Annotated in this window: 17 protein-coding genes, 1 tRNA gene and 2 pseudogenes; 10 read left to right on the top strand and 10 right to left on the bottom strand. The window is 62.8% G+C overall.

Annotation, left to right across the window (positions count from 1 at the left end):
* Positions 1-2 precede the first annotated feature (2 nt).
* The 3 genes from sdhE to BLS55_RS03700 all read left to right on the top strand — a co-directional run bounded on the left by sdhE (position 3) and on the right by BLS55_RS03700 (position 3,161).
* Positions 3-857 carry an 8-methylmenaquinol:fumarate reductase membrane anchor subunit gene (gene sdhE, locus BLS55_RS03690; RefSeq protein ID WP_092153023.1) on the top strand — a complete coding sequence of 285 codons (855 nt, stop codon included), beginning with the start codon at positions 3-5 and terminating at the stop codon, positions 855-857.
* A gap of 427 nt (positions 858-1,284) precedes the next feature.
* On the top strand, positions 1,285-1,689 hold the full coding sequence (locus BLS55_RS03695) for a hypothetical protein (RefSeq protein WP_092153024.1): 405 nt from the start codon (positions 1,285-1,287) through the stop codon (positions 1,687-1,689).
* A gap of 71 nt (positions 1,690-1,760) precedes the next feature.
* On the top strand, positions 1,761-3,161 hold the full coding sequence (locus BLS55_RS03700; RefSeq protein ID WP_092153025.1) for a response regulator: 1,401 nt from the start codon (positions 1,761-1,763) through the stop codon (positions 3,159-3,161).
* Between the two features lie 21 nt (positions 3,162-3,182).
* Here the strand turns inward: BLS55_RS03700 and BLS55_RS03705 are convergent, their stop codons facing one another.
* Together BLS55_RS03705 and BLS55_RS03710 are read right to left on the bottom strand one after the other, a co-directional pair.
* The gene (locus tag BLS55_RS03705) at positions 3,183-6,203 is read right to left on the bottom strand and encodes a hypothetical protein (RefSeq protein WP_180365386.1); all 3,021 of its coding nucleotides are present in this window, start codon (positions 6,201-6,203) and stop codon (positions 3,183-3,185) included.
* A 94-nt stretch (positions 6,204-6,297) separates the two neighbouring features.
* Entirely contained in the window at positions 6,298-7,689 is a 1,392-nt protein-coding gene (locus tag BLS55_RS03710; RefSeq protein ID WP_092153026.1) for a radical SAM protein, read from the bottom strand.
* 2 nt (positions 7,690-7,691) lie between these two features.
* On the opposite strand from BLS55_RS03710, the gene BLS55_RS11830 reads away from it, so the two are divergent.
* Complete coding sequence (locus tag BLS55_RS11830) at positions 7,692-7,904, top strand: hypothetical protein (protein WP_143339513.1); 213 nt, start codon at positions 7,692-7,694, stop codon at positions 7,902-7,904.
* A 117-nt stretch (positions 7,905-8,021) separates the two neighbouring features.
* Positions 8,022-9,080, top strand: coding sequence for a BMP family ABC transporter substrate-binding protein (locus BLS55_RS03715; protein ID WP_092153027.1), 1,059 nt, complete (start codon positions 8,022-8,024; stop codon positions 9,078-9,080).
* Between the two features lie 165 nt (positions 9,081-9,245).
* Here BLS55_RS03715 and rfaD read toward each other — a convergent pair whose 3' ends face one another.
* Positions 9,246-10,217: an ADP-glyceromanno-heptose 6-epimerase gene (rfaD, locus tag BLS55_RS03720; RefSeq protein ID WP_092153028.1), complete on the bottom strand. Its 972-nt coding sequence runs from the start codon at positions 10,215-10,217 to the stop codon at positions 9,246-9,248.
* A 135-nt stretch (positions 10,218-10,352) separates the two neighbouring features.
* On the opposite strand from rfaD, the gene BLS55_RS03725 reads away from it, so the two are divergent.
* From BLS55_RS03725 to BLS55_RS03740, 4 genes are all read left to right on the top strand, one after another.
* On the top strand, positions 10,353-10,679 hold the full coding sequence (locus BLS55_RS03725; protein ID WP_092153029.1) for a hypothetical protein: 327 nt from the start codon (positions 10,353-10,355) through the stop codon (positions 10,677-10,679).
* The gene (locus BLS55_RS03730) at positions 10,672-11,466 is read left to right on the top strand and encodes an ABC transporter ATP-binding protein (protein ID WP_092153030.1); all 795 of its coding nucleotides are present in this window, start codon (positions 10,672-10,674) and stop codon (positions 11,464-11,466) included. The genes BLS55_RS03725 and BLS55_RS03730 overlap by 8 nt, the downstream gene beginning before the upstream one ends.
* Positions 11,463-12,626 (top strand): SufB/SufD family protein, encoded by a 1,164-nt coding sequence (locus tag BLS55_RS03735; RefSeq protein ID WP_092153031.1) that lies wholly within the window; start codon positions 11,463-11,465, stop codon positions 12,624-12,626. The genes BLS55_RS03730 and BLS55_RS03735 overlap by 4 nt, the downstream gene beginning before the upstream one ends.
* Positions 12,627-12,956: 330 nt before the next feature.
* A tRNA-Ile gene (locus BLS55_RS03740) sits at positions 12,957-13,032 on the top strand.
* A 215-nt stretch (positions 13,033-13,247) separates the two neighbouring features.
* Here the strand turns inward: BLS55_RS03740 and BLS55_RS12265 are convergent.
* The 5 genes and pseudogenes from BLS55_RS12265 to BLS55_RS03760 form a co-directional block, all read right to left on the bottom strand.
* A pseudogene (locus BLS55_RS12265) lies at positions 13,248-14,269 on the bottom strand (virulence RhuM family protein).
* Between the two features lie 75 nt (positions 14,270-14,344).
* Complete coding sequence (locus BLS55_RS11835) at positions 14,345-14,560, bottom strand: hypothetical protein (protein WP_143339514.1); 216 nt, start codon at positions 14,558-14,560, stop codon at positions 14,345-14,347.
* Between the two features lie 137 nt (positions 14,561-14,697).
* A pseudogene (locus tag BLS55_RS12270) lies at positions 14,698-15,061 on the bottom strand (transposase); the annotation flags it as partial.
* Between the two features lie 76 nt (positions 15,062-15,137).
* Positions 15,138-15,551: an aspartate 1-decarboxylase gene (panD, locus tag BLS55_RS03755; protein ID WP_092153032.1), complete on the bottom strand. Its 414-nt coding sequence runs from the start codon at positions 15,549-15,551 to the stop codon at positions 15,138-15,140.
* A gap of 259 nt (positions 15,552-15,810) precedes the next feature.
* Positions 15,811-16,233 (bottom strand): hypothetical protein, encoded by a 423-nt coding sequence (locus tag BLS55_RS03760; RefSeq protein WP_092153033.1) that lies wholly within the window; start codon positions 16,231-16,233, stop codon positions 15,811-15,813.
* Between the two features lie 370 nt (positions 16,234-16,603).
* Between BLS55_RS03760 and BLS55_RS03765 the strand changes: the two genes are divergently transcribed.
* Complete coding sequence (locus tag BLS55_RS03765; protein WP_092153034.1) at positions 16,604-17,473, top strand: DMT family transporter; 870 nt, start codon at positions 16,604-16,606, stop codon at positions 17,471-17,473.
* Between the two features lie 337 nt (positions 17,474-17,810).
* Here BLS55_RS03765 and dapB read toward each other — a convergent pair whose 3' ends face one another.
* The gene (gene dapB / locus BLS55_RS03770; protein ID WP_092153035.1) at positions 17,811-18,590 is read right to left on the bottom strand and encodes a 4-hydroxy-tetrahydrodipicolinate reductase; all 780 of its coding nucleotides are present in this window, start codon (positions 18,588-18,590) and stop codon (positions 17,811-17,813) included.
* Between the two features lie 14 nt (positions 18,591-18,604).
* Positions 18,605-20,722, bottom strand: a complete 2,118-nt coding sequence (gene ligA / locus BLS55_RS03775) for an NAD-dependent DNA ligase LigA (protein ID WP_092153036.1) — start codon at positions 20,720-20,722, stop codon at positions 18,605-18,607.
* Positions 20,723-20,764: the final 42 nt, after the last annotated feature.

Genomic DNA, 20,764 nt, shown 5'->3' on the forward strand with positions numbered 1-20,764 from the left:
GTATGCAGACCGAATTCGCCTTTTTCCCCGGCTGCGTGCTGACTCAGGCCGCCAAGGAATCCCGGATGGCTCTTGAAGCCGTGGCCCCGGCGCTGGGTCTGACGCTCAAGGAAATCCCCGGCTGGAGCTGCTGCGGCGCTTCCCAGGCGCAGGACGTGGACCACTTGGCCACCTTGGTGGCCAATGCCCGTAATCTGGCTCTGGCCGAACAGATAGGCCTGCCCGTGCTGACTTCATGCAGCACCTGTCTGCTCATGCTGCGCCGCGCCAAGCAAGAGCTGGACGGCGGACAAAAAGACCGCATCAATACCTTCCTGGCCAAGGGCGGCATGACTTATAAAGGCACCAGCGAGGTGACCAGTCTGCTCTGGGAGCTGGCGCGCGACGCCGAAGCCCTGAAAGCCAAAGTGACCAAACCCCTCAGCGGGCTCAAGGTGGCAGCCTTCTACGGCTGCCACAGCCTGCGGCCCGAATCCGCCCTGGGGTTTGAAAGCTCCGTGAACCCCAAGAGCTTTGAAACGATTGTCGCGGCCTTGGGCGCACACACCGTGCCCTTTGCCAAAAGGCTGGATTGCTGCGGCTTCCACGCCGTATACCCGGCGGAAAAATCCGTCATGCTCATGACCAGCGAAATCGTCAACAGCGCCGCCGCCGGCGGGGCCTCCTGCATCGTGACCCCGTGCCCTCTCTGCCAGATGCAGCTGGACATCTACCAGGACAACGCACAGGAACTGCACAACGCCAAGGCCCGCCTCCCCGTGCTGCACCTCTCGCAGCTGGTGGGGCTGGCCCTGGGCCTGCCCGCCAAACAACTGGGCCTCGACTATAACGTTATTGACGCCACCAGGCTCGGCTAACCCTGTGCTGCAGCCCGGATCCGCCCCCCCCCAGGCGGCTCCGGGCCGCAGCCGCGCCGCACGCCCCCCTTCTCGCTCCTTTTTTCCGCCGCCGATCCTGCCGCAGGCTGGCGCGCTATCTTTCTATAATTATTCTAGATAATTACCTACCCCGCCCCTATCTTTCACAACCTGCATAAATAACAGGCAATCACAACCCTAAAGGGTTTGCGCGGCCCGGCCGATAACACGGGCAGGCCGCGGCCGCAGGTGGCCGTATGCCCCGGCGTCATGCCGTCCCTAGAGCAGATTAACGTTGAGGATATGCATTCGCAACGTTTACGGCACGCTCGTTTCGGCGCTTAACAGCGCACCTCAACAGTGGGTGTCTGCTCTCGCAGCCGCCAGGGCATTTCAAAGTTGAAATGCCCTACCCTACAGGTGCCCCATGTGTGACTATGGTCTGTTCCAGAAAATCGGCGAGCTTCTCGTTTCCGGGCAACCCGCCAAAGCGCGGCGGCTGCTGCTGGAGCTGCAGTCCCGCTGTCTTGCGCAGGACGATGAACTGGACCTGCTGCGCACCAGGCTGCAATCGTTGGAAGACACCCTGCGCCTGCAGCGCGATCTTTACCAGCGGCAGGGCCTTTACTGGCTGCGCAGCCAGGGGGTTTCTCTGGGGCCTTTTTGCCCCCAGTGCCAGGAAAACGGCGGCGGGCTCATCCGCTTGTACCCTGCGGGCGCGGCCCTGTGCTGCCCCTACTGCCACGGGCTGTATCCGCGTCCTGGCCAGGGGGAAGCGCCCGCCGCCGCGAGCCCCCGGCGGCACGCCCGCATCCTCCCTTTTGACCGCTGAGGTCTGCCACCTGTTTCGCGCTTGCGCCCCGACCGGGGGACGGCTATGCTCCGTGCAGGAAACGTCACGGCATGACCAACGCTCCACCACTCCATATTCTTCTGCTTGCGGAAAGCGAGGCCAAGGCCGCGCTGGACCGGCGCGCCCTGCGCGAAGCCGGCGTCGCGCGGGTGGAATGCCGCGCCTCCGGCGTAGAGGCCGCCCGCCTTCTGGCCAGGCTGGCGCCCACGCCTGCGGACTTCCGCCCGCAGGCGGTGGTCTGCAACCAACGCCTGGCCGATATGGAAGGCGAGCAATTCTGCGCCATGCTCCGCCTCCATCCCCTGCTGCTGGATCTGCCCATACTTCTTATCCTGCCCAACGACGGCGAAGCGGAACAGCTCAAAACCCTGGGCTGCGGGGCCAGCGCCCTGCTGGCGCGCCCGTATTCCGTGGAGCAGCTCAAACAGCAGCTTGCCGCACTTTGCGCCGGACAGGGCGGACGGGAGGAACTGGACCTGGCAGAGCGCCTCACGGATACCAGCGCCTTTGACCGGGCGCTGGAAACCTACGCCCTGCTGCTCAAGCCCGTGCGGCGGCCCGAAGACTACTTCAGGGTGGGCATGCGCTGTCTGGAAGAGCGGCGGTGGCATACCGCCATCACGGCTTTTCAGCGCGCTCTGGACGGCGCGCTGCTGGAGGGCAAGGCGCAACTGGGCATGGCCGTGGCCTGGAAAGGCAAGGGTGATATGGCCCGCTACCGGGAATATCTAGGCCTGGCCGCCGCAACTTTTGTCCGCGCCCGGCAATGGCACCGCGCGCGGGAAGTCTATGTGCGTCTGCTGCGCGCCGACCCTGGGGCCAAAAATCCCTTTCTCGCCGAGGCCGCACAGCTCATGCGCCAGGGCGCCTACGACCAGGCCGCCGAAGTGCTGGTCCAGGCCCGGCCAGTCACGCCCCCTGCCCGCCTGAGCGCCAAGGTGGCGGACGCCTGCCTGGCCGCGTCGGAACCGCAGACCATGCTGCAAGGGCTGGAGGAAGGCCTGCGTCGCGCCCTGGGGCCCGAAGCCGGTCCTCTGGCCGACGACATTCGCGCCAGCCTGGAGGCCATGCGCCAGCGGGCCGAGGCGCGCCGTCGCGAGGAACAGGCCGAGCGTCAGTGGCAGGCCAGCCGCGAAGCCGCCAAAGAGCGGGAAGCCGTCCCAGCGTCCGGGCCAAGGCCGCAGGAGACGGGCGCATCCCCCCCCGACGCCCTGTCTGCGGCCGTTGATAAGGATGGAAAGCCGGTTCCCGGCCTGGGGCGGAACGCCTCCGTGGCCGCGCCCTGGGGCGCGGTTCTTCCCGCTGCCGGGGCCGTTGCGGAGGATCCGCGGCCGTCCGTCCTCCCCTTTGTTGCGCCCCTGGAAGACGCCGCGCCCGGCGGCACGCCGGGCCTGAGCGACGTCATCGCTGTCATGAAGGTCACCTGGAAACTGGCCCGCCGCGGGAAGTAGCCGGCGCGGCGCTTCGCGCGGCTAGGCCTGGCGCGCGTCTCCCACGGTGCCGGGTTCGCGCGGCCGCAAAGGGCGGCAGAGCCGGTTAAGACCGCGCAGATAGCCCTTGTGCTTATCCAGAAAAAAAGCCAGCGGGCGAGAAAAATTGCGTCCCAGAAGGCCGTCCACCAACATCTGGCTGATCTCGCGCTCGCGAGTGAGCACCAGCTGGGCCCGCACCAGCACGCTGCGGTCGGCCTCCGGCATAGTCCGGATCACCTGTCTGAAGGCCTCCTGAGCGCGGGGCTGATAAAACCAGATATACATAAGATCCAGGGCGTGGACGATAAAGGCCTGCTCCAGCTCGCGGCCCAGAGCGCCGCCCCGCCCTTGAAGGCCGCCGGGCCGGGCCAGCTTGACGAGGCCGTCCTCGTCGGGGAAAAGCAGCTCCAGGCGCGTATAGCAGTCGAACAGCCGGGACAGTTTGCTCTTGTAATCCCACCGGCGCATGCGCAGGTTCACCTGGCTGTCGGCATAGCCCTCGATGAGGGCCGCCACCGTATCCGAGGCCATTTTGGAAATAACGGCCGCGCTGGGCACAAGATAGAGGGCGGGATCAGCCACGCCCAGCAGCATTGTCCCGGAATAGAACACGCTGTTGTAGAGCGAAGAGACGGGGATGGCCAGAACGCTGCGGAAAAGGTTGCCGATGGCGGCCTCCTTGGGGAAGCCGCGGAAGACGTTGTGCGCGCAGATGTACACGCCGTTGACCATGTTGATGACTGTGAAGACCAGCAGGGGGGATTGCGCCGCGCTGACCCCGCAGTAATCCTCCAGCAGCCAGACGCGCACCAGCACCTCCAGCAAAAAGACGGAAATGCCCGTGTACATGAGGGAATCGCACAAGCGGCTCACGCTGACCTGATCCCGCCAGTGGATCAGAGTATCCCGCGTGGCGCCCTTGGCGGCCATGACCATCTGCACCACATTGCGCACTCCGGTGATGCCGAACCAGATGAAGGTGCCGCACCAGGCCAGGAACCACCAGTCCTGCGTGTACAGGAAGGAGAAAAAGGCCGGGCAGAAGCCCAGCAGCACTTTAAGCCAGTTGCTGATGCGCCGGTTAAGGTAGGCAAGGCCCGGGGCGCGCTCCGGCGCGGCGGCTATGGTCTCCAGAAGCCCGTTGCCCGTGCGCCGGTTCAGCCCGCCCAGGTTCATGACGTTGCCCTGAGGGCAGACGCGGAACCCCTCACTGGCGGTCTTCCAGGCGCGGCGGCGTTCCATGCCCAAGTGGCGGCAGCCGGGCAGCCAGCGCAGGCACGCCAGCAGGCTCTGCCAAGCCGTGGGGTTGCGCGGCTTGCCGTAGCGCACGCACTCCTCCACCGGCGAACAGATGGGAATATCGGGCTGGAAGCGATCCCGCGCGCGGGCGCGCACGCTGCGTCGGGGCAGGGTCTCCTTAAGGGCGAAGCCCATGCCGTAGTAAGCGGCCCGGCTGGCCGAGCTGGTGCCCAGGCGCGAGCCCAGGGGCCTGTCCCGGTAATGGGCCCAGAGCTTGGGCACATTCTGCAAAATTTCCCTAAACTTGGCCGCCCGCACTTCGTCCACGTTGTCCATGCGCCGGGCCATCCTACGGATGAGTTCCTTGACGCGCGGTCCCAGACCGGCGTTAAGGGCCTGCTGCAGCTCGCTGATTTCTTTGAGATGGGCCTGGCGTCCCTCCATCCAGCCCTTCATATTGAAGATTTCCAGATGGCTGATGCAGCCCTGGCTGTCCCACAAAAGCTCCGCCACATCCTCCACCTTCAAATCCTGGGTGCCCAGAACCAGTCTGTAGCCGGGGTTGAGATCCGCCAGATCCCGCGTGAGTTCCTGCACGGAAAGGCGCATGAGCCCAGGCAGGTCTGCGGCGTTGGCGGGGTTGGCCAGGTCCGGCATTTCCGGGTGCAGCGCGGGGGAGAGCCACTGCTCCAGCACATCCTCCACGCCGAAGGCGTCCAGAGATTTGAGTTCGGCGCGCGCTTCTTCCGTATCCAGGGCGGCCAGCTGGACCGCGCGGCGGCGCAGCAGGGGCAGCATATGCCGGTGCAGGGCCTCGGCCAGGTGCTGGGCAGAGGGCTGCCCCCGCCCCACAAAGCGCAAAAAGGCCTCCGGCGTAAGTTCCGGCACGGCAATGCCCAAGGTGGCCTCCAGCCGGGGGCGCTGGCGCGCGTTCCACAGGGCAAGGCTTTGCAGCACGCGCCGCCTGCGCCAGCGCAGCACTTCCCGGCCGCGCTGCATGATTTCCACCAGCTTGGGATTGTGCAGAAATTCCAGGAAGTCTTCGTTGGAGCTGAAGCCGCGCGGAATCCAGAACAGGCTGATGCAGCGGCCATAAAACGGCACCTGAAATTCCAGGCCCACGCGCACGGCAATGCCGGTGATCTCCGCCGCGCGCAGAAGCTCCCTGGCGGCTTCAGGCTGCACCCAGTATTCGTAGGCCACGGTCAGGGATCGCAGCCCCTTGATCCAGGCGTCCATAATAAGGTGGGTGGGGCTTTTGCGGCCGCGGGTATTGGCGTCGTAGACGTGGTCGTCAAAGGCCAGCTGGTTCCACTCTTCCGGCATTTCCGGCAGATGGTAACGGGCCAGCATCTGCCGCACGGCCCGGGGCGTGCCCTGCACGGTGCGGCGAAAGTCGTGGGCCAGTCTGATCTGCCTGGCCCGGTTGCCGTGGGCGCGGACCATGTCTTTCATGATCTGCATGAGCACGCGCGCCGTGTTGCGGCGAAGGGTGGAGTGGGCGCTGTTAAGCACCTCGTCGTAAAGAGTCTGGAGGGCACGCAGCCGCCCGCGGGCCTGGGTCTGGCCTTCCTGGAGGTTGCGCAGCAGATTGATGACTGCGTAGGCCATGCGGGAAACGGGCGAGGCCACCAGCTCTTTGATGCCGTGGGGGTGCAGATCCGGCTCCACCAGGCTGGCGTCGGCCTGGCGGGCGTCCGTCTCCAGGATGCGGTTGACCAGGGCCAGGATTTCTCTGTCCTGCCTGTCAAAAAAGATGCCGTGCCAGAACGTGCCTGCCACGCCGCCTCCTTTGTCCGCCGCTGCGGCGGCGTGGTTTCTCTTATGGCAACCTACCCCACCCCGCCCGCAGCGTCAAACCGCACGCCGGGAAGCGTCAGATAAATTCGTCCATGCGCCCGGCCCGCACCTTTTGCAGCAGGCGTTCGGCTGCGCCGCGCTCCTGCCCGGTCATGCGCTCCAGCTTGTCGGCCAGGAGGCGCTCGCCCATCTCATGGGTGCGGGGCGTGGCAAAGTGCAGCAAAAACTCTTCAAACGAGGCTTCAGAGTTGGGGCCACACTGGCTTTTCATGCCGCATTCGCGCACCATGGACAAAAATTCCTGCCCCCGGCGGCCCAGGCGCGGACAGGCCGCGCAGAACGAAGGCAGGTGCCGGGCTTCTTCCAGCAGAAAGCGCACCACTTCGTCCACATGGCAGGCCTCGCCGATGGGGAAGGGCACTTTCTGCCCGGGGGCCAGGAACCAGCCCGCATACGGATTGGCCACGCTGCCCGTAAGCAGCTGCGAGGCCCCCACGCCGCAGCCGTCGCGCCAGAGGCCGGAGGGCTCCTTGGTGGTGAGCACCAGGCCGGCATAGGGAATGGCCAGCCGGGCGATGGCCACGCAGCGCAGGTATTCCGCATCGCTCACGGGGTAGGGAGCCTCCATCAGGCTGCCCGGGGCCGGGCGCATGCGGTGCAGGCTGATGGTGCGGCAGCCCATGTCGTACATGCGCAAGAGATGCTCCTGGTGCAGCACCAGGCCCAGCAGATCATAACGCCAGGGGCCCAGGCCCAGCAGCAGGCCGCCGCCCACGTCGGGCACGCCCGCGCCAAAGGCCACGTCCGGCGCGTTGAGCCGGCCCACAAAGTCGCTTTTGGGCCCGGCCACATGCGCCGCCCGGTAGCTGGCCTCATGGTAGGTATCCTGGTAGATGAGCACAGTACCCACAAAGGCGTCCACCAGCACGGGGTATTGCTCCGCGCGCAGGGGGCCTACGTTGACGTTGACGCTGTGGATTTCGCTGCCATTGTCAAACAGGGTGTACAAAATACTGACGGCCTCGGCCAGGTATTCCACATCGGCGTTGGGCAGCTGCCCGCTCACCAGGAACACCCGCTTGTGCCCCTGTCGCGCCAGCTTGAGGCCGGCCTCGCGGATCTCCGGCGAGGTCATGTACTTGCGCTCCACCGTATCGTTGCCTTTGCGGTTGGCGCAATACAGACACTCGCTGCCGCAGTGGTTGGAAAGGTGCAGGGGCGCAGAAAGCACCATGCGGTCGCCGTAGACGCGCTGCTTCACCGCGTCCGCGGTTTCCATGATGTCGCGCAGGCCCGCCGGATCTTCCACCCGCATGAGAGCCGCGGTTTCGTCCACGTTCAGGGATGAAAGGGCCAGGGATTTGTCTAAAATATCACGAAGCTCCGCCTTGTCCGGAACGCGAGTGCAATCCAGGGCCTTGCCAATGGCTTTCACATCAAGCCAGTGCGGCAACTTTTCCGTGGACATATGTGACCATCCTTGCAGTTGTTAACGGCAATAATGCAGTTTTATTGACACTGGGGACAACAAAACGAAAAACCTTCTTTTTTGTCGGCAATAGAAAGTTATTTATTTCACAGCATACTGTCAAGGCCTTTTCGGTTTATAAAGATATTTTGTATTTTCGGTATATTAAAAAAATTAATGCGGGGTTTGACGGGCTTGCGCCTGCGTCCCGATAGCTGGCTTGCCCCGCTCTTGCGGGCCGGGGGCGGGAATTATATATAAAGAGCTCCGGCGGGCATCGGCGCAGTGCTTTTTCAGGTCGCCCGCCCTACCCTGCAGCCCCAGAGCTTCCCATGCCCACAGTTCTCTTGCGCGTCTGTCGTTGGCTGGTCATTCTGCCAGCCCTGTTCTGCCTTCTTTCGTCTCCGGCGGCAAAGGCCGGCGAGCCTTTGCGTGTGGCCCTGATTCTGGAGCATGCCGGCGGCGACGGCGGCTGGACAGACAGCCTGCTGGCCGGTCTGCATCGGGCGGCGGAGGCTCTGCCCGTGCGGGCTGCGGCCCTCACGCCCCCGCCCGGATCTGACGCCACGGCGCTGGAGGGGCTTTTTCGTCAGGCCGCGCGAGAAAACGACCTGGTGCTTGTGGCCTCCGACCGGCTGCACGAAATCCTGCGCAACAACGCCGCCAACTTCCGGCAGACCATGTTTGGCTGCATTGACGCGGGCGTGCGCGCGCCCAACATCATGAGCATCACCTTTGCGGACGAACAGGCGGCCTTTCTGGCCGGGGCGGCCGCGGCCATGCTGACTGCGGACACGTCCCTGCCGGGCATCAACGCGGACAAGACCCTGGGCTGGCTTTCCGGAGAGGACGTGCCCGCCATGCGTTCGCTCTTCAACGGCTTCAAAGAGGGCGCGCGCCTGGTGGACCCGGAGGTACGGGTCATCCAGGCTGTGAGCGGTTCCTTTACGGACGCGGCGGCCGGCGGCAGGGCCGCGCAGACCCTGCTGGACCAGGGCGCGGATGTGCTGGTGCTGGCTGCGGGCCTGGGCAACGGCCCGGCCCTGGCGGCCGTAAAGGCGCATAACGCCTATGTGGTGGGCATGGATACGGACCAGCGGACACGCTTTCCCGGACATGTGCTGACGTCCATCCTCAAGCACGGGGATACGGCCGTTTACGATCTGATCGCCGCTGCGGCGGCGGGGAAGTTTCAGGGCAAGGAAATCCTGGTGCGCACTCTGGCCAACGGCGGCGTGGATATTACGGATCCAGGCGTATTCCGCGCCGCGGCCGGGGCCGGCGCGCCGGCGGATCTCGAACGCCGCGTGCGGGAGCTGCGCGGGGAGGTGCTGCGGGGCGGGGTGCGGCTGCCCTCCATGCGTGCCCGCACCCTCTGCGACTGCCTGTAGGCAGCGGGCACGCCTTTTGGGCCAGGCGCGGGCCGTACGGCAGCTTACCTGAGCATATCGCGTTTGAAATTTTTTTCAGAGAAAGCCAAGGCGTTCCCGCAGCGCAGTTGCGTTTGCGCCTTTTCGGGGCGCCTATTCGCGCAGAGCCGTCCAGCCTGAACGGAGCTACAGGTAAGGGTCCTCCGTTTCCAGGTAGTTGGCCACATAGTCGGTCACGCCGTCTTCCAGGGTAGTGAAGCTCAGGGGGCAGTCCACGGCGCTCAGCCAGCTCATGTCCGCGCGGGTGTAGTTCTGGTAGCGGCCGCTCAGGCCTGGGGGCATTTCCACATATTCCAGCCGGCAGGGCCTGCCCAGCGCGCGGAATACGGCCCGCCCCAGGTCGTTGAAGCTGCGGGCCGTGCCCGTGCCCACGTTGCGGATGCCGCAGATGTCCCGTCTGTCCAGCAGCCAGGCCACAAAGACCGCGCAGTCCTTGACATAGACAAAATCTCGCTTCTGCTCGCCATCGGCCAGGCCTGGCACATCGGCCTTAAACAGGCAGAGCCGCCCTTCCGTGCGGATTTGGCGGTGGGCTTTGGCCACTACGCTCTGCATGGCCCCTTTGTGGTATTCGTTAGGGCCGTAGACGTTGAAAAATTTCAGGCTGGCCACTTCGCTCTGGAGGTGTTCGCGCAGCAGCCAGAGATCAAAAAGGTGCTTGGAATAGCCGTACATGTTCAGGGGCCGCAGGCCGGGCAGCAGACCCGCCGCGTCGCTGAAGCCCAGGGAGCCGTCCCCGTAGGTGGCGGCGGAGCTTGCGTTGATGAAACGCGCCCCTTTTTCCAGAGCATAGCGGCACAGGTCGCGGCTGTAATGGAAGTTGTTCTCCATCAGAAAATCCGCGCTGCGCTCCGTGGTGGAGGAGCAGGCCCCCAGGTGCGCCACGGCGTTGATCTTCCACGGCAGGGCGTCCCGCTGCATAAGGTCGTAAAACCGGTCGCGGTGCAGATAGTCCACATACTGTCGTTTGACCAGATTCCGCCATTTTTCGGTCTCCGCCAGGTTGTCCACCACCACAATTTCTTCCAGGCCCAACCGATTGAGTTCCCAAAGCAAAGCACTGCCGATAAAGCCTGCGCCGCCGGTGATAACAAGCATGGGGCACCTCCTTTTTTATGCTAGCGTTGAAGCCATTGCCGCGCAAGCGGCTTTTATGCGCCCCTTTCGCGCTGACGCTGGACAGAGCAGGACAAGTTTGCCACTATGGGAGGCCTTACAACCAAGGGGAAACGTATGGAAGTGTGCATCGCCTATCTGCACGGCAAGCCGGTTATGCTGGAGCTCAGGGACGGCATCGTCTATCTGAACAATGAACCCCAGCCCATCAAGTACGTCAGCGAAGAAGAGCTGCGCGCCTTCAGCGCTGCCGTGCAGGCCATACCTTACAGCACGGATCCTGGCTACGAAGCCCTGGTCAACGCCAAGCGCGCCGCCTTTATCGTGGACCTGCTGGGCAGGACCGTGGGGGAAGAATGCGTCTCGCTGCTCACCCACATCCTGGACCATGTGCATTACGACGTTCTGGAATACCTTGGCGAAACCGGAGACAACGATGCTTGAGATCCGCGATCTGCATGTGCGCGTGGCCGATACACCCGTCCTCAACGGCATAGACCTGTGCATCCCCCCAGGCGAGACGTTTATTCTTTTTGGCCCCAATGGTTCCGGCAAAACTACCCTGCTCATGACCATCATGGGCGTTTCCGGCTACACGGTGACCAAGGGCAGTATCATTTATAAAGGCAAGGACATCACCCACGCCCCCATGTACGAGAGGGCGCGCATGGGCATCGGCATGTCTTTTCAGCGGCCGCCCACCATCCACGGGCTGACCACTGGACGGCTGACGGAGCTTTGCGCCCACGGGCATTCCGTGGACCTGCCCGGGCTGGCCCGGCGGGTGCATTTTGACCACTTTCTGGATCGGGACGTGAACGCGGGCTTTTCCGGCGGGGAGATCAAGCGTTCCGAGCTGCTGCAGCTCATGGCCCAGCAGCCGGACCTGCTCCTCTTTGACGAGCCGGAATCGGGCGTGGACCTGGAAAACATGGCCCTGGTGGGCAACACCGTGCGCTATTTGCTGGACGGCATGCCGGAACAGCCCGCCGCCACCCTGCGTCAGCAGCACCAATCCCGCTCCACCAGCGGGCTTATCATCACCCATACCGGCCATATTCTGAAATACGTCAACGCCCACCGGGGCCAGGTCATGTACCGCGGTCGGCTCTGCTGCGAGGCCAACCCGCGCGACATTCTGGACCACATCGCCCAGCATGGGTATCAGGAGTGTCTGCGCTGCCTGGCAGGCGACGCTTACGGCCGCATTGCGGAGGCTCCACGCCCATGAGCACGCTCGATCTTTCCCGTTACGCCTTTGCCGGCGGCGAAAACGCCGCCCCCATCGAAAACCTCTCCAGCCTGCCCGCCGAAGACCAGGAACGCCTGGTGCTGGCCGGCATCGACGTCAACGATCACAGTGTGAGCGGGGCCTTCATGCAGCTCAACCACGCGGGCGTGCACTGCGAAACCCGTCAGGAAGGGCTGGAGCTTATGGACATCCGCGCCGCCCTCAAAAAGTACGACGGCCTGCCCCGCTACTTCTGGCAACTGCTGGACCCAGAGAAGGACGAATACACCCGCCTTACCCGCGAGCACTGCAACGGCGGCTACTTTGTGCGGGCGCGCAAGGGCGTTAAGGCGCTGCAGCCCGTGCAGTCCTGTATGTTCATCAAGGGCGACGGCGCGGGGCAAAGCATCCACAACATCGTCATTGTGGAAGAAGGGGCGGAAATGCACGTCCTGGGCGGCTGCGCCACGGCGCACAACGCGCGTGAAGTGGCCCACCTGGGCATTACTGAATATTTTGTGGAAAAAGGCGGCAAGCTCACCTTCACCATGATCCACAACTGGAGTGAAACCGCCGCGGTGCGCCCGCGCTCGGCAGGCCGCGTGGAAGCAGGCGGTGAATTCCAAAACAACTACATCCTGCTCAAGCCCGTGGGCGACCTGCAGATGTACCCCGGCATGCGGCTGGTGGGCGAAGGGGCCGTGGCGCGCTTCAATTCCGTCATTGTGGCCCCGGAGGGCTCCCATGTGGACAGCGGCAACCGCATCGACCTGGACGCCCCCCACACCAGGGGCGAGATCATCTCGCGCGTGGTGACCACGGGCGGCGAGGTGATCAACCGGGGCTTTATCGGGGCCAGCGCCACCCCCGCCAAAGGCCACCTGGAGTGCAAAGGCCTTATCCTGGGCGGCGGGCGCATGCACGCCATCCCGGAGCTGGACAGCAACCAGGACGGCGTGGAGCTTTCGCACGAGGCCGCCGTGGGCAAGATCGCCCAGGAGGAAATCGAATACCTCATGGCCCGCGGGCTCGATGAGGACGAAGCCGCCGCCACCATTGTGCGCGGTTTTCTCAACGTGGAGATCATGGGCCTGCCCGCGCCCCTCAAAAAAGCTATGGATGCGCAGATCGCCCTGCTCCAGGCCCACAAGGGCATGTAGCAGACGCAGCCCGGAGGCTGCAAGCGGGGCGCGGGGCAAGGGCGTGCGCCCCCAGGCGGCGAAAGAACGTGTGGGGGATTACCGGGAAACGCAACATGCGGCCCCCTTGGGGACGCCCAGCGTGGAGCGTGCAAATCCCCCAGAGCCGTGCGGCCTTTTTACGTTGTGTGCGGCATGCGCAGCACATGGCTTTCCGTGAGCTGTGGACTTGATCCAGGCAGTCGGGCTGACCTTATCCCGCGGGAGGACAACAGCTCCGGTCCGCCCGTGCTGCTGCGGCGCAAAACGCCGCCTTGACCGTGAGATTTTTTGGGGATATATTGCAGTGTTGGGCCTATAGCTCAGTTGGTAGAGCCTCCGGCTCATAACCGGCTTGTCCCAGGTTCGAGTCCTGGTGGGCCCACCAAACGCACATCCGGCAAAGCCCGTCAACGTCCGCAAGACCTTGGCGGGCTTTGCTTTTATGGCGAATGACGCTTCTTTTAGGTTCGCATAGGTTCGTTGATAGCCGCAAGTTTTGGTGGCAACTTTGGGGGCAACAGCAAGCCATCTCGGAGGCGTAACCTTTCCAGCACTCGCACAACACGCACCCCTGTCTCCTTGTGCTCCTATGCAGGAACACTAACTTTTCACTGGTATATTTTTCTGGGGGAGGGCCATACCTTCCAGTTTTTTCTGGGTTGTTTTGATGCTGATAAGGAAATCGCGTTCAGCATGCGAGAGTTCGTCTAGGGTTTTCTGGCGGTATTTTTCATATTCAGCTTGGGCTATCTTCAGGGCCGATTCGTGGCTGACGGCCCCGGCATTTTCCAAAACACCTTGACCATAACGTTCGGCAAAATCGTCCAATTCAATAACCCAGTCCTTCATGTACATGGGCTGATGATTCATGGCGCGAAGTTCCGCAAGGTCGAAAAATGCGGAAACCATACGGTTCAACCTCGCAAGCTCGTCGCCTTTAAGATAATTCTTGGCGATGGCGATTTCATGCTTCATTGGTTGCGTCTTGGAAAAGACCGTCATGCCCATGAATGGCCGTTCGGCATTTGCGCGTTCAGCAATGATTTCCGCCGCCGTGTGTCCGTGCGCGGCGTAGTGAATTTTATTCTGTACGACCTTGAAGAATTTCTGCGACTCTGGAGTGCGTGGGTCATAGTCGGCACGGTGGCATAGAGATCAAGGAGTTGCCGATAGAAAACTTTCTCGCTGGAGCGGATGTCGCGGATGCGTTCCAGAAGTTCGCGCCAATAATTGCCGCCGCCTGCTTGTTTGAGCAGTTCGTCGTTCAGGGCAAAGCCTTTGGCGAGATATTCGCGCAGTACGCCGGTCGCCCAACGCCTGAATTGCACTCCTCGTAGGGATTTCACGCGATATCCAACTGAAATGATTATGTCAAGGCTGTAGAAAGCGACCGGTTTGTCGGAATGAGCAACGTGCAAAAACTGCACATTGCTTTTTTCGTCAACCTCGCCTTCCGAAATAGCGTTATTGACATGCCGGGTGATGACCGACCTGTCTCTTTGGAACAATTCAGCCATCTGTGCTTGCGAGAGCCAAACAGTTTCGTTTTCCATTCGGACATCGATACGGGTTTTCCCGTCTTCAGTCTGATACATGACAATTTCAGATTTATTTGGCTCCATGGTTTCACCCCATATCAATTGTTCGCGTGTGTGCTTTCATAAAGGTGCCATTTTTACCATTCCGAACATGGGCGGTTACCGTCCGGCCTTTGAAAGCTTTGCATTGGCGGCGACGATATCGACCATTGCCTTCACGGCTCGATCTATGGTCGAATCAAGATTATAGTCAGCCGCCGCGACCAGAGAAGCGCGTCTCTCATCAAGTAGCTGATTTGCTTTTGCCTTGGAACTTCGCTTTTTGGGATTGAAGACTGCAATGGAGTGCCCGCCTTGTGCTTTTACCAAGCGCATACACGGGATGTCGGTTTCTCCATCGCCAATGAATACCATATTTGTAAAAGGGACATACCGATCTGATTGGGCTGTGAACTTATTGATCTTGCTGTTGTCAGAAACGCCAAAGCTGCCATTATTGATTCTGAAAAAATGCAGCAGTAGCTTATTTTAAACGCTTCGCACGCCTGGCGAACATTCATTATCCCATTTGTTACTGTTTTTCTGGCCGCCTCAACCCGTTGAGACGGCCTTACCATTTTTTTGTGAGGGCTTCCTGGATAACTTCATATTTGAGTTGCGTTTCGGCATACATCTTTTTCAGGCGGGCATTTTCCTTCTCCAGCTCTTTCATCCGAGCCATGAGGAAACATCCATGCCGCCATATTTTGCCCGCCATTTATAAAACGTCGCGCTGCTTATGCCGTGTTCGCGGCAAAGCTCGGTCACGAGGATCCCATTCTCGGCCTGCCTCAAAATTCCCAAAATCTGGCTGTCGGAAAATCTGGACGCTTTCATGTAAAATCTCCGTTCGGGTCAGTATCGGAAATTCTACCCATAAACGCTACTTCTTTTTGGGAGGATTACCGTCGCGCTATCTGCCCTCTTCTATGGCAAAATCCAGGCCATCCGGCCCTTCCGTCACCACATAGCGCAGGGTTTCGCGCACGCTGTTGTCCGCATTGAACGTCAGCACCACGGGGCTGCGCCCGGCAATCTCGTGCGGGCCGTTCACATACTCCACGGCGCTGATGATGACCTCATCCCCTTCCTGGCAGGCGCGGGCGGCCGCCCCGTTGAGCACGCAGCAGCGCGAGCCGGGCTCGCCGTAAATAACATAGGTGGAAAGGCGCTGGCCGTTGTTTTTGTTCCAGATATAGACGAATTCCAGGGGATAGATGCCGGCAGCGCGGCACTGTTCCGGATCCAGCGTTATGGAGCCGTGATAGTTGAGCGCACAACCCGTAACCCGGATGCCGTGCAGCTTGGCCCGCAGAATTTGCAGCATGACGATACTCGCTTCTGAAAAAAAAGAAAAAGACGCGTCCGCCCTGGGATGGCGGCTGTTGCCGGCACAGGCCGGGCGCACCGGGCATCATGAGCGCCCTGCCGTTGCCCCGTACGTTGCACGACAGCAAGGCGCTCGCTCCGCGCTGCGCGCGGCCAGGCCGAATGAGCGTCGTTGCGGCGGGCGTCTGCGCCTTGCAGACGCCGGGACATTTCCGGAGAAAAAGTGCTGGTGCGGGAAATGCGCCCCGCTATGGGGACTAATACGCCTTGATGTACTCGTCAAGGTTTTCGGCCGAGCAGTTGCGGCTGACCCAGAAGGCCGAGGCCCAGACCATAAGCGCCGTGGCCTGCGTGTCGTCCAGACCTTTGAGTTTGGCCTCCAGGCTGGATTTGCTGGCCCCGTGGCGCAGATGCACGCCGTTGAGCTCGCAGGCGTCATCCACCCGCAGCTGCAGGTAAGAAAGGCGGGTGTGGTCGGGCATGAGCTTCATGTCTTTGTGGGCTTCCACAATGGTCTTCAGCTCCGCAGCGCTGAACATGTGCTTGATGTTGGTGATGGCCCGGAAAAACGTATCCACCGCCCAGGGCAGAATAAACTCCGCCCCGGCGCTCTTGGTGCGAAAATAGTCCTTGAGCCAGCGTTCCTGTTCATCATTGATGCGTGCGGCAACCTGCGGCATGGGGCCCCCAATCTGACGCGAAAACCCGGAAACGGCGTGGGCCGCGGGCTTTTACGCGCTCTTTTTCCTTGCGCTACACCAGCTTGAATAAAAATTCAAGATAAAATCTAGACTTTTACCCAAAATATTTTCCGCCATTTTGGCATAACCTGTCAAGGCATAACGCCGGAACGCCGTAAAATTTTACCTTTTATAGTTATAAATTAAGTATGTTATATTGTTCTGCGCCAGGTGTGACGCCCCTTATGCGCGCTGACGGCAATGTTTTGCTTGCTGGCGTTCATAAGGGCGCCGGCCCCCAGAGGCAAACCGGCATCCGCGCCGTCCCGCCCTTGCCTCGCGCCGCATGGGGGCGTAAAGAACAGCGACCATGTCCCAGCCCCCTGCGCCCGCCCTCTCCCGCCACGCCGCCTTGGTCCGCATGCACGCGGCCACGGTGCTCTTCGGCGTTTCCGGCATTTTGGGCAAGCTCTGCCAAAGCTCCGCGCCGGTGCTGGTCTGCGGAAGGGCGCTCTTTGCCGTGGCCGCCCTGGGGCTCATCTGCCTTTCCCGGCGCGAAACGCCCTGGCGCGGCCTTAATCGGCGCGACGCGGCAAGCCTTGCCCTGAGCGGCGCGCTGCTCGCCGTCCATTTTGTGACTTTTTTTCAGGCTATCAAGCTGGGCGGCGTGGCCGTGGGCACCTTGGGCTTTGCCTGCTTTCCCGCCTTCACAACCCTTTTTGAAGCCCTGACCTACCGTGAGCGCCCCAGCGCCGCCGAGCTGTGGAGCCTCGTCGCCGTGAGCCTGGGCCTGGTCTGCCTGACCCCGTCCTTTTCCCTGAACAGCGTTGCCACCCAGGGGTTGCTTTGGGCGGTACTTTCCGGCGCGGTTTACGCCTTGGTGGCCGTTGTCAACCGCCGCGCGGCGGCCACCGTCTCCGGCATGCGGGCCTGCTGGTGGCAAAACGTGGTTATCCTCGCCTGCCTTCTGCCCTTCACGGCCAACGCCCTGCCCGCCGTACCGCCCCTGGACTGGCTGTGGATCGCCTGCCTGGGGCTCTTCTGCACCGCCCTTGCTTACAGCCTCTATGTGGGCAGCCTCACCGCCCTCAAAGCCCGCCAGGCCGCCACTATCATCACCCTGGAGCCCGTCTACGCCATCCTCATGGCCTGGGCGCTCTTTGGCGCGGCCCCCGGCCCCCGCACCGTCCTCGGCGGCACGCTCATCCTGGGCGCGGTGCTCTACGGCAACAGAAGGTAAAAAATATTTGCGGAGGGGGGACTTTTTGTGAACAAAAATTCCCTTCCCTCCGCACCCTCCCTTCAAAAAAACTTTCTCTCTTCAAAAAACGCGCAGGCTATGCCCTGAATGGGAAAAGGTTGTGCTGATTCTGCGGCAAGTCCGACTTTACCGACTTGAGGAAGGATGAACGACCTGCGGGAACATTGCAGCTAGAGCAGCTTAACTTTGAGAATATGTATTCTCAAAGTTTAAGGCACGCTCGTTTCGGCGCTTAACAGCGCAAATAAATTGCGCTTACACCTCAACAGCGGGCGTCTGCTCACGCAGCCGCCAGGGCATTTCAAAGTTGAAATGCCTAGAACATGTCGGCCATGCCGTAAAGCTTGCCGGGCTTTTTGTTCGCCAGCCAGGCGGCGGCCCGCAGAGCTCCCTGGGCGAAGGTCTCCCGCGAATGGGCATGGTGGCTCACCTCAATGCGCTCGCCCGGCCCCATAAAATACACGGTGTGCACGCCCACTACGTCCCCGCCGCGCACGGCCTGAATGCCGATCTGCGCCTTGGGCCGCGCCCCGATAATCCCATCCCGCGCGGAGCAGCGCACGTCGTTGAGCTTCCAGCCGCGCGCTTCGGCCAGGCCTTCGCCCAGGGTAAGCGCCGTGCCGCTGGGGCTGTCCTTCTTGCGGTTGTGGTGGATTTCCACGATTTCTATGTCATAAGGTTCGCCCAGGGCGCGGGCCAGCTCCGGCAGAATCTTGCGCAGCACATTGACGCCTATGCTCATGTTGGAGGCCCAGAAAATGGGGGCGCGCCGCGCCAGGGCTTCCAGTTCGGCTTTTTCCGCTTCGCTGAAACCCGTGGTGCCGATGACCAGGGCGTTGCCCGCGGCCGCTGCGGCGCGGGCAGAGGCCAGGCTTACGGCCGGTGCAGTGAAGTCAATGATCACCGCGCCCGGAACCTTGGTCAGCAGTTCGCCCAGATCGGCGGACACCGGGCAGGACGCGCCCCCAAGCTCGCCCACGCGCTCCTTGCTGTCCACCATGCCCGCCAGACTGTATGCCGGCTCCGTAGCGGCCAGATGACTGATGGTCCTCCCCATGCGCCCATTGGCTCCCACCACGATGATTGCCGTGCTCATAGCGTCTCCTTCCGTTATTCCGGTTCTATGCCGGATTGGTGCAATGCTTCTTTGAACGCCGCTTCGTCCAGGACGTTCACGCCCAGCGCGCGCGCCTTGTCCAGCTTGCTGCCCGGCTTTTCCCCCACCACCAGATAGTCCAGCTTTTTGCTCACGCTGCCCACGGCGATGGCTCCGGCGGCCTCGGCCAGCTTCTGGGCTTTGTCGCGGGGCATGCGGAGCGAGCCGGTAAACAGGATGCGTTTGTCCGCCAGCGGACCGCTAGGGCGCGCCGCAACGGACGCGCCGCCCTCCCCGCTCTGCGGCCAGAGGCCCAGGGCCTTGAAGCGCGCCAGCGTTTCCCGGTTGGCCGGGCTGTCAAAAAAATTGCGGATGGAGGAAGCCACCTCCGGCCCCACGTCAGGCAGGGCCTGCAAGCTCGCGGCCGAGGCGTTTTCCAGCTCGTCCAGGCTGTAAAAATGCCCGGCCAGGGTCCGCGCCGTCTGTTCACCCACATGGCGGATGCCCAGGGCGCTGATCAGCCGCCGCAGATCCGCCGTCTGCCGGGCCGCCGCCAGGGCGTCCACAAACTTCTGCGCCAGCACGTCGCCCATGCGGGCAAAGCCCAGCAAATCCGGCACGGTCAGCGTAAAAAGGTCGGCAGGGGACTGCACCCTGCCGCTGGTCACGAGCTGCTCTATCCACTTCTGTCCCACGCCCTGCACGTCCAGCCCGGCCTTGGACACAAAGTGGGTGATGGCCCGCAGCCGGATGGCTGGGCAGGCCAGATTTTCACAGCGCCAAGCGGCCTCCCCTTCTTCCCGGTAGACGGGCTGACCACAGGCCGGGCAGGTGCGGGGGAACTGAAAAATCACGGCGTCGGCCGGGCGCTTTTCCAGCACCGGGCCCAGCACTTCGGGGATGACGTCGCCCGCGCGCTGCACCAGAACCGTATCCCCCACGCGCACGTCGCGGGCGCGTATTTCGTCCTCGTTGTGCAGGGTGGCGCGCGAAACCAGCGCACCGCCCACGGCCACGGGCTCAAGCACGGCCACGGGCGTAAGCACGCCCGTGCGGCCCACCTGCACTTCAATGGCCTTAAGCAGGGTCTGCGCCTGCATGGCGGGAAATTTGAAGGCCACGGCAAACCGCGGCGCGCGGGCCGTGTAGCCCAGGGCCGCCTGCGCCTCCAGATCATCCAGCTTGGCCACGGCCCCGTCGATCTGCATGGAAAAGCGGGGGCGCTCCTCCCGCACCCAGGCCGCATAGGCCTCCACCTCTTCCAGATTGCGGCAGAGCCGCCCCTGCGGCGGGGTCAGAAATCCGTAGCCCGTGAGCCTGACCATGAGCTCGGACTGCAACCGACAGGGCGCTGCCGGGGCCCACTGCGCCTCGCCCAGGCTATAAGCCAGAAAGCGCAGCGGGCGCGCCTCCGTAACGGAAAGATCCAGCTGACGCAGGGTGCCGGCGGCGGCGTTGCGCGGATTGACAAAAGGCTTTTGCCCCAGCTCCTCCTGCCGGGCGTTAAGGGCCGCGAAATCCTGCTTGTACATGACCACTTCGCCGCGCACTTCCAGCCGGGCGGGGAAGGGCCCCTCCCCGCGCAGGCGCAACGGCACTGTGCGGATGGTGCGCACAGCGGCGGTGACCACCTCGCCCGTGAAGCCGTCCCCGCGGGTGAGGGCCGCACGCAGCACGCCGTCTTCATAGACGATTTCCAGAGCCAGACCGTCCAGCTTGGGGTCGCACCAGAAGGACGCGGGCAGCGGCCCATTGAGGTCCGCATCCCAGGCGCGGCGCATGCGCTCTGCAAACTCCCGCCACTCTTCGTTGGAAAAGACGTTCTCCAGGCCGTACATGCGCTGCCGGTGCGCCTTTTTGTCCAGCCCCTCCAACAGGCCGCCCCCCACGCGCAAGGTGGGCGAATCGGGCCTGCGCAGCTCTGGCCAGCGCTCTTCCAGGGCGACCAGCTCGCGGAACAGCGCGTCGTAGGCGTCGTCGCTGATTTCGGGCGCGTCCAGCGTGTGGTACAGGTAATTGTGGCGCTCCAGCTCGTCCGCGAGCCAAAGGGCGCGTTGGCGTTCTGCCGCACTGGGACCAGAGAGGGGCAGGCTGTGCTGTTGCGGGGGCGTGAACGGGGGCAGTGGAGCCATGAAAAAACCTTCCTGGGCGCGTAACGTAAAGACAAAAGGTTG

The sequence above is a fragment of the Desulfovibrio legallii genome (genome assembly GCF_900102485.1).
Classification (GTDB): domain Bacteria; phylum Desulfobacterota; class Desulfovibrionia; order Desulfovibrionales; family Desulfovibrionaceae; genus Desulfovibrio; species Desulfovibrio legallii_A.

Coding starts and splice junctions, on each gene's coding strand:
- sdhE (WP_092153023.1), top strand. CDS start 3: ATGCAGACCGAATTCGCCTTTTTCCCCGGCTGCGTGCTGACTCAGGCC.
- BLS55_RS03695 (WP_092153024.1), top strand. CDS start 1,285: ATGTGTGACTATGGTCTGTTCCAGAAAATCGGCGAGCTTCTCGTTTCC.
- BLS55_RS03700 (WP_092153025.1), top strand. CDS start 1,761: ATGACCAACGCTCCACCACTCCATATTCTTCTGCTTGCGGAAAGCGAG.
- BLS55_RS03710 (WP_092153026.1), bottom strand. CDS start 7,689: ATGTCCACGGAAAAGTTGCCGCACTGGCTTGATGTGAAAGCCATTGGC.
- BLS55_RS03715 (WP_092153027.1), top strand. CDS start 8,022: ATGCCCACAGTTCTCTTGCGCGTCTGTCGTTGGCTGGTCATTCTGCCA.
- rfaD (WP_092153028.1), bottom strand. CDS start 10,217: ATGCTTGTTATCACCGGCGGCGCAGGCTTTATCGGCAGTGCTTTGCTT.
- BLS55_RS03725 (WP_092153029.1), top strand. CDS start 10,353: ATGGAAGTGTGCATCGCCTATCTGCACGGCAAGCCGGTTATGCTGGAG.
- BLS55_RS03730 (WP_092153030.1), top strand. CDS start 10,672: ATGCTTGAGATCCGCGATCTGCATGTGCGCGTGGCCGATACACCCGTC.
- BLS55_RS03735 (WP_092153031.1), top strand. CDS start 11,463: ATGAGCACGCTCGATCTTTCCCGTTACGCCTTTGCCGGCGGCGAAAAC.
- BLS55_RS11835 (WP_143339514.1), bottom strand. CDS start 14,560: ATGCGCTTGGTAAAAGCACAAGGCGGGCACTCCATTGCAGTCTTCAAT.
- panD (WP_092153032.1), bottom strand. CDS start 15,551: ATGCTGCAAATTCTGCGGGCCAAGCTGCACGGCATCCGGGTTACGGGT.
- BLS55_RS03760 (WP_092153033.1), bottom strand. CDS start 16,233: ATGCCGCAGGTTGCCGCACGCATCAATGATGAACAGGAACGCTGGCTC.
- BLS55_RS03765 (WP_092153034.1), top strand. CDS start 16,604: ATGTCCCAGCCCCCTGCGCCCGCCCTCTCCCGCCACGCCGCCTTGGTC.
- dapB (WP_092153035.1), bottom strand. CDS start 18,590: ATGAGCACGGCAATCATCGTGGTGGGAGCCAATGGGCGCATGGGGAGG.
- ligA (WP_092153036.1), bottom strand. CDS start 20,722: ATGGCTCCACTGCCCCCGTTCACGCCCCCGCAACAGCACAGCCTGCCC.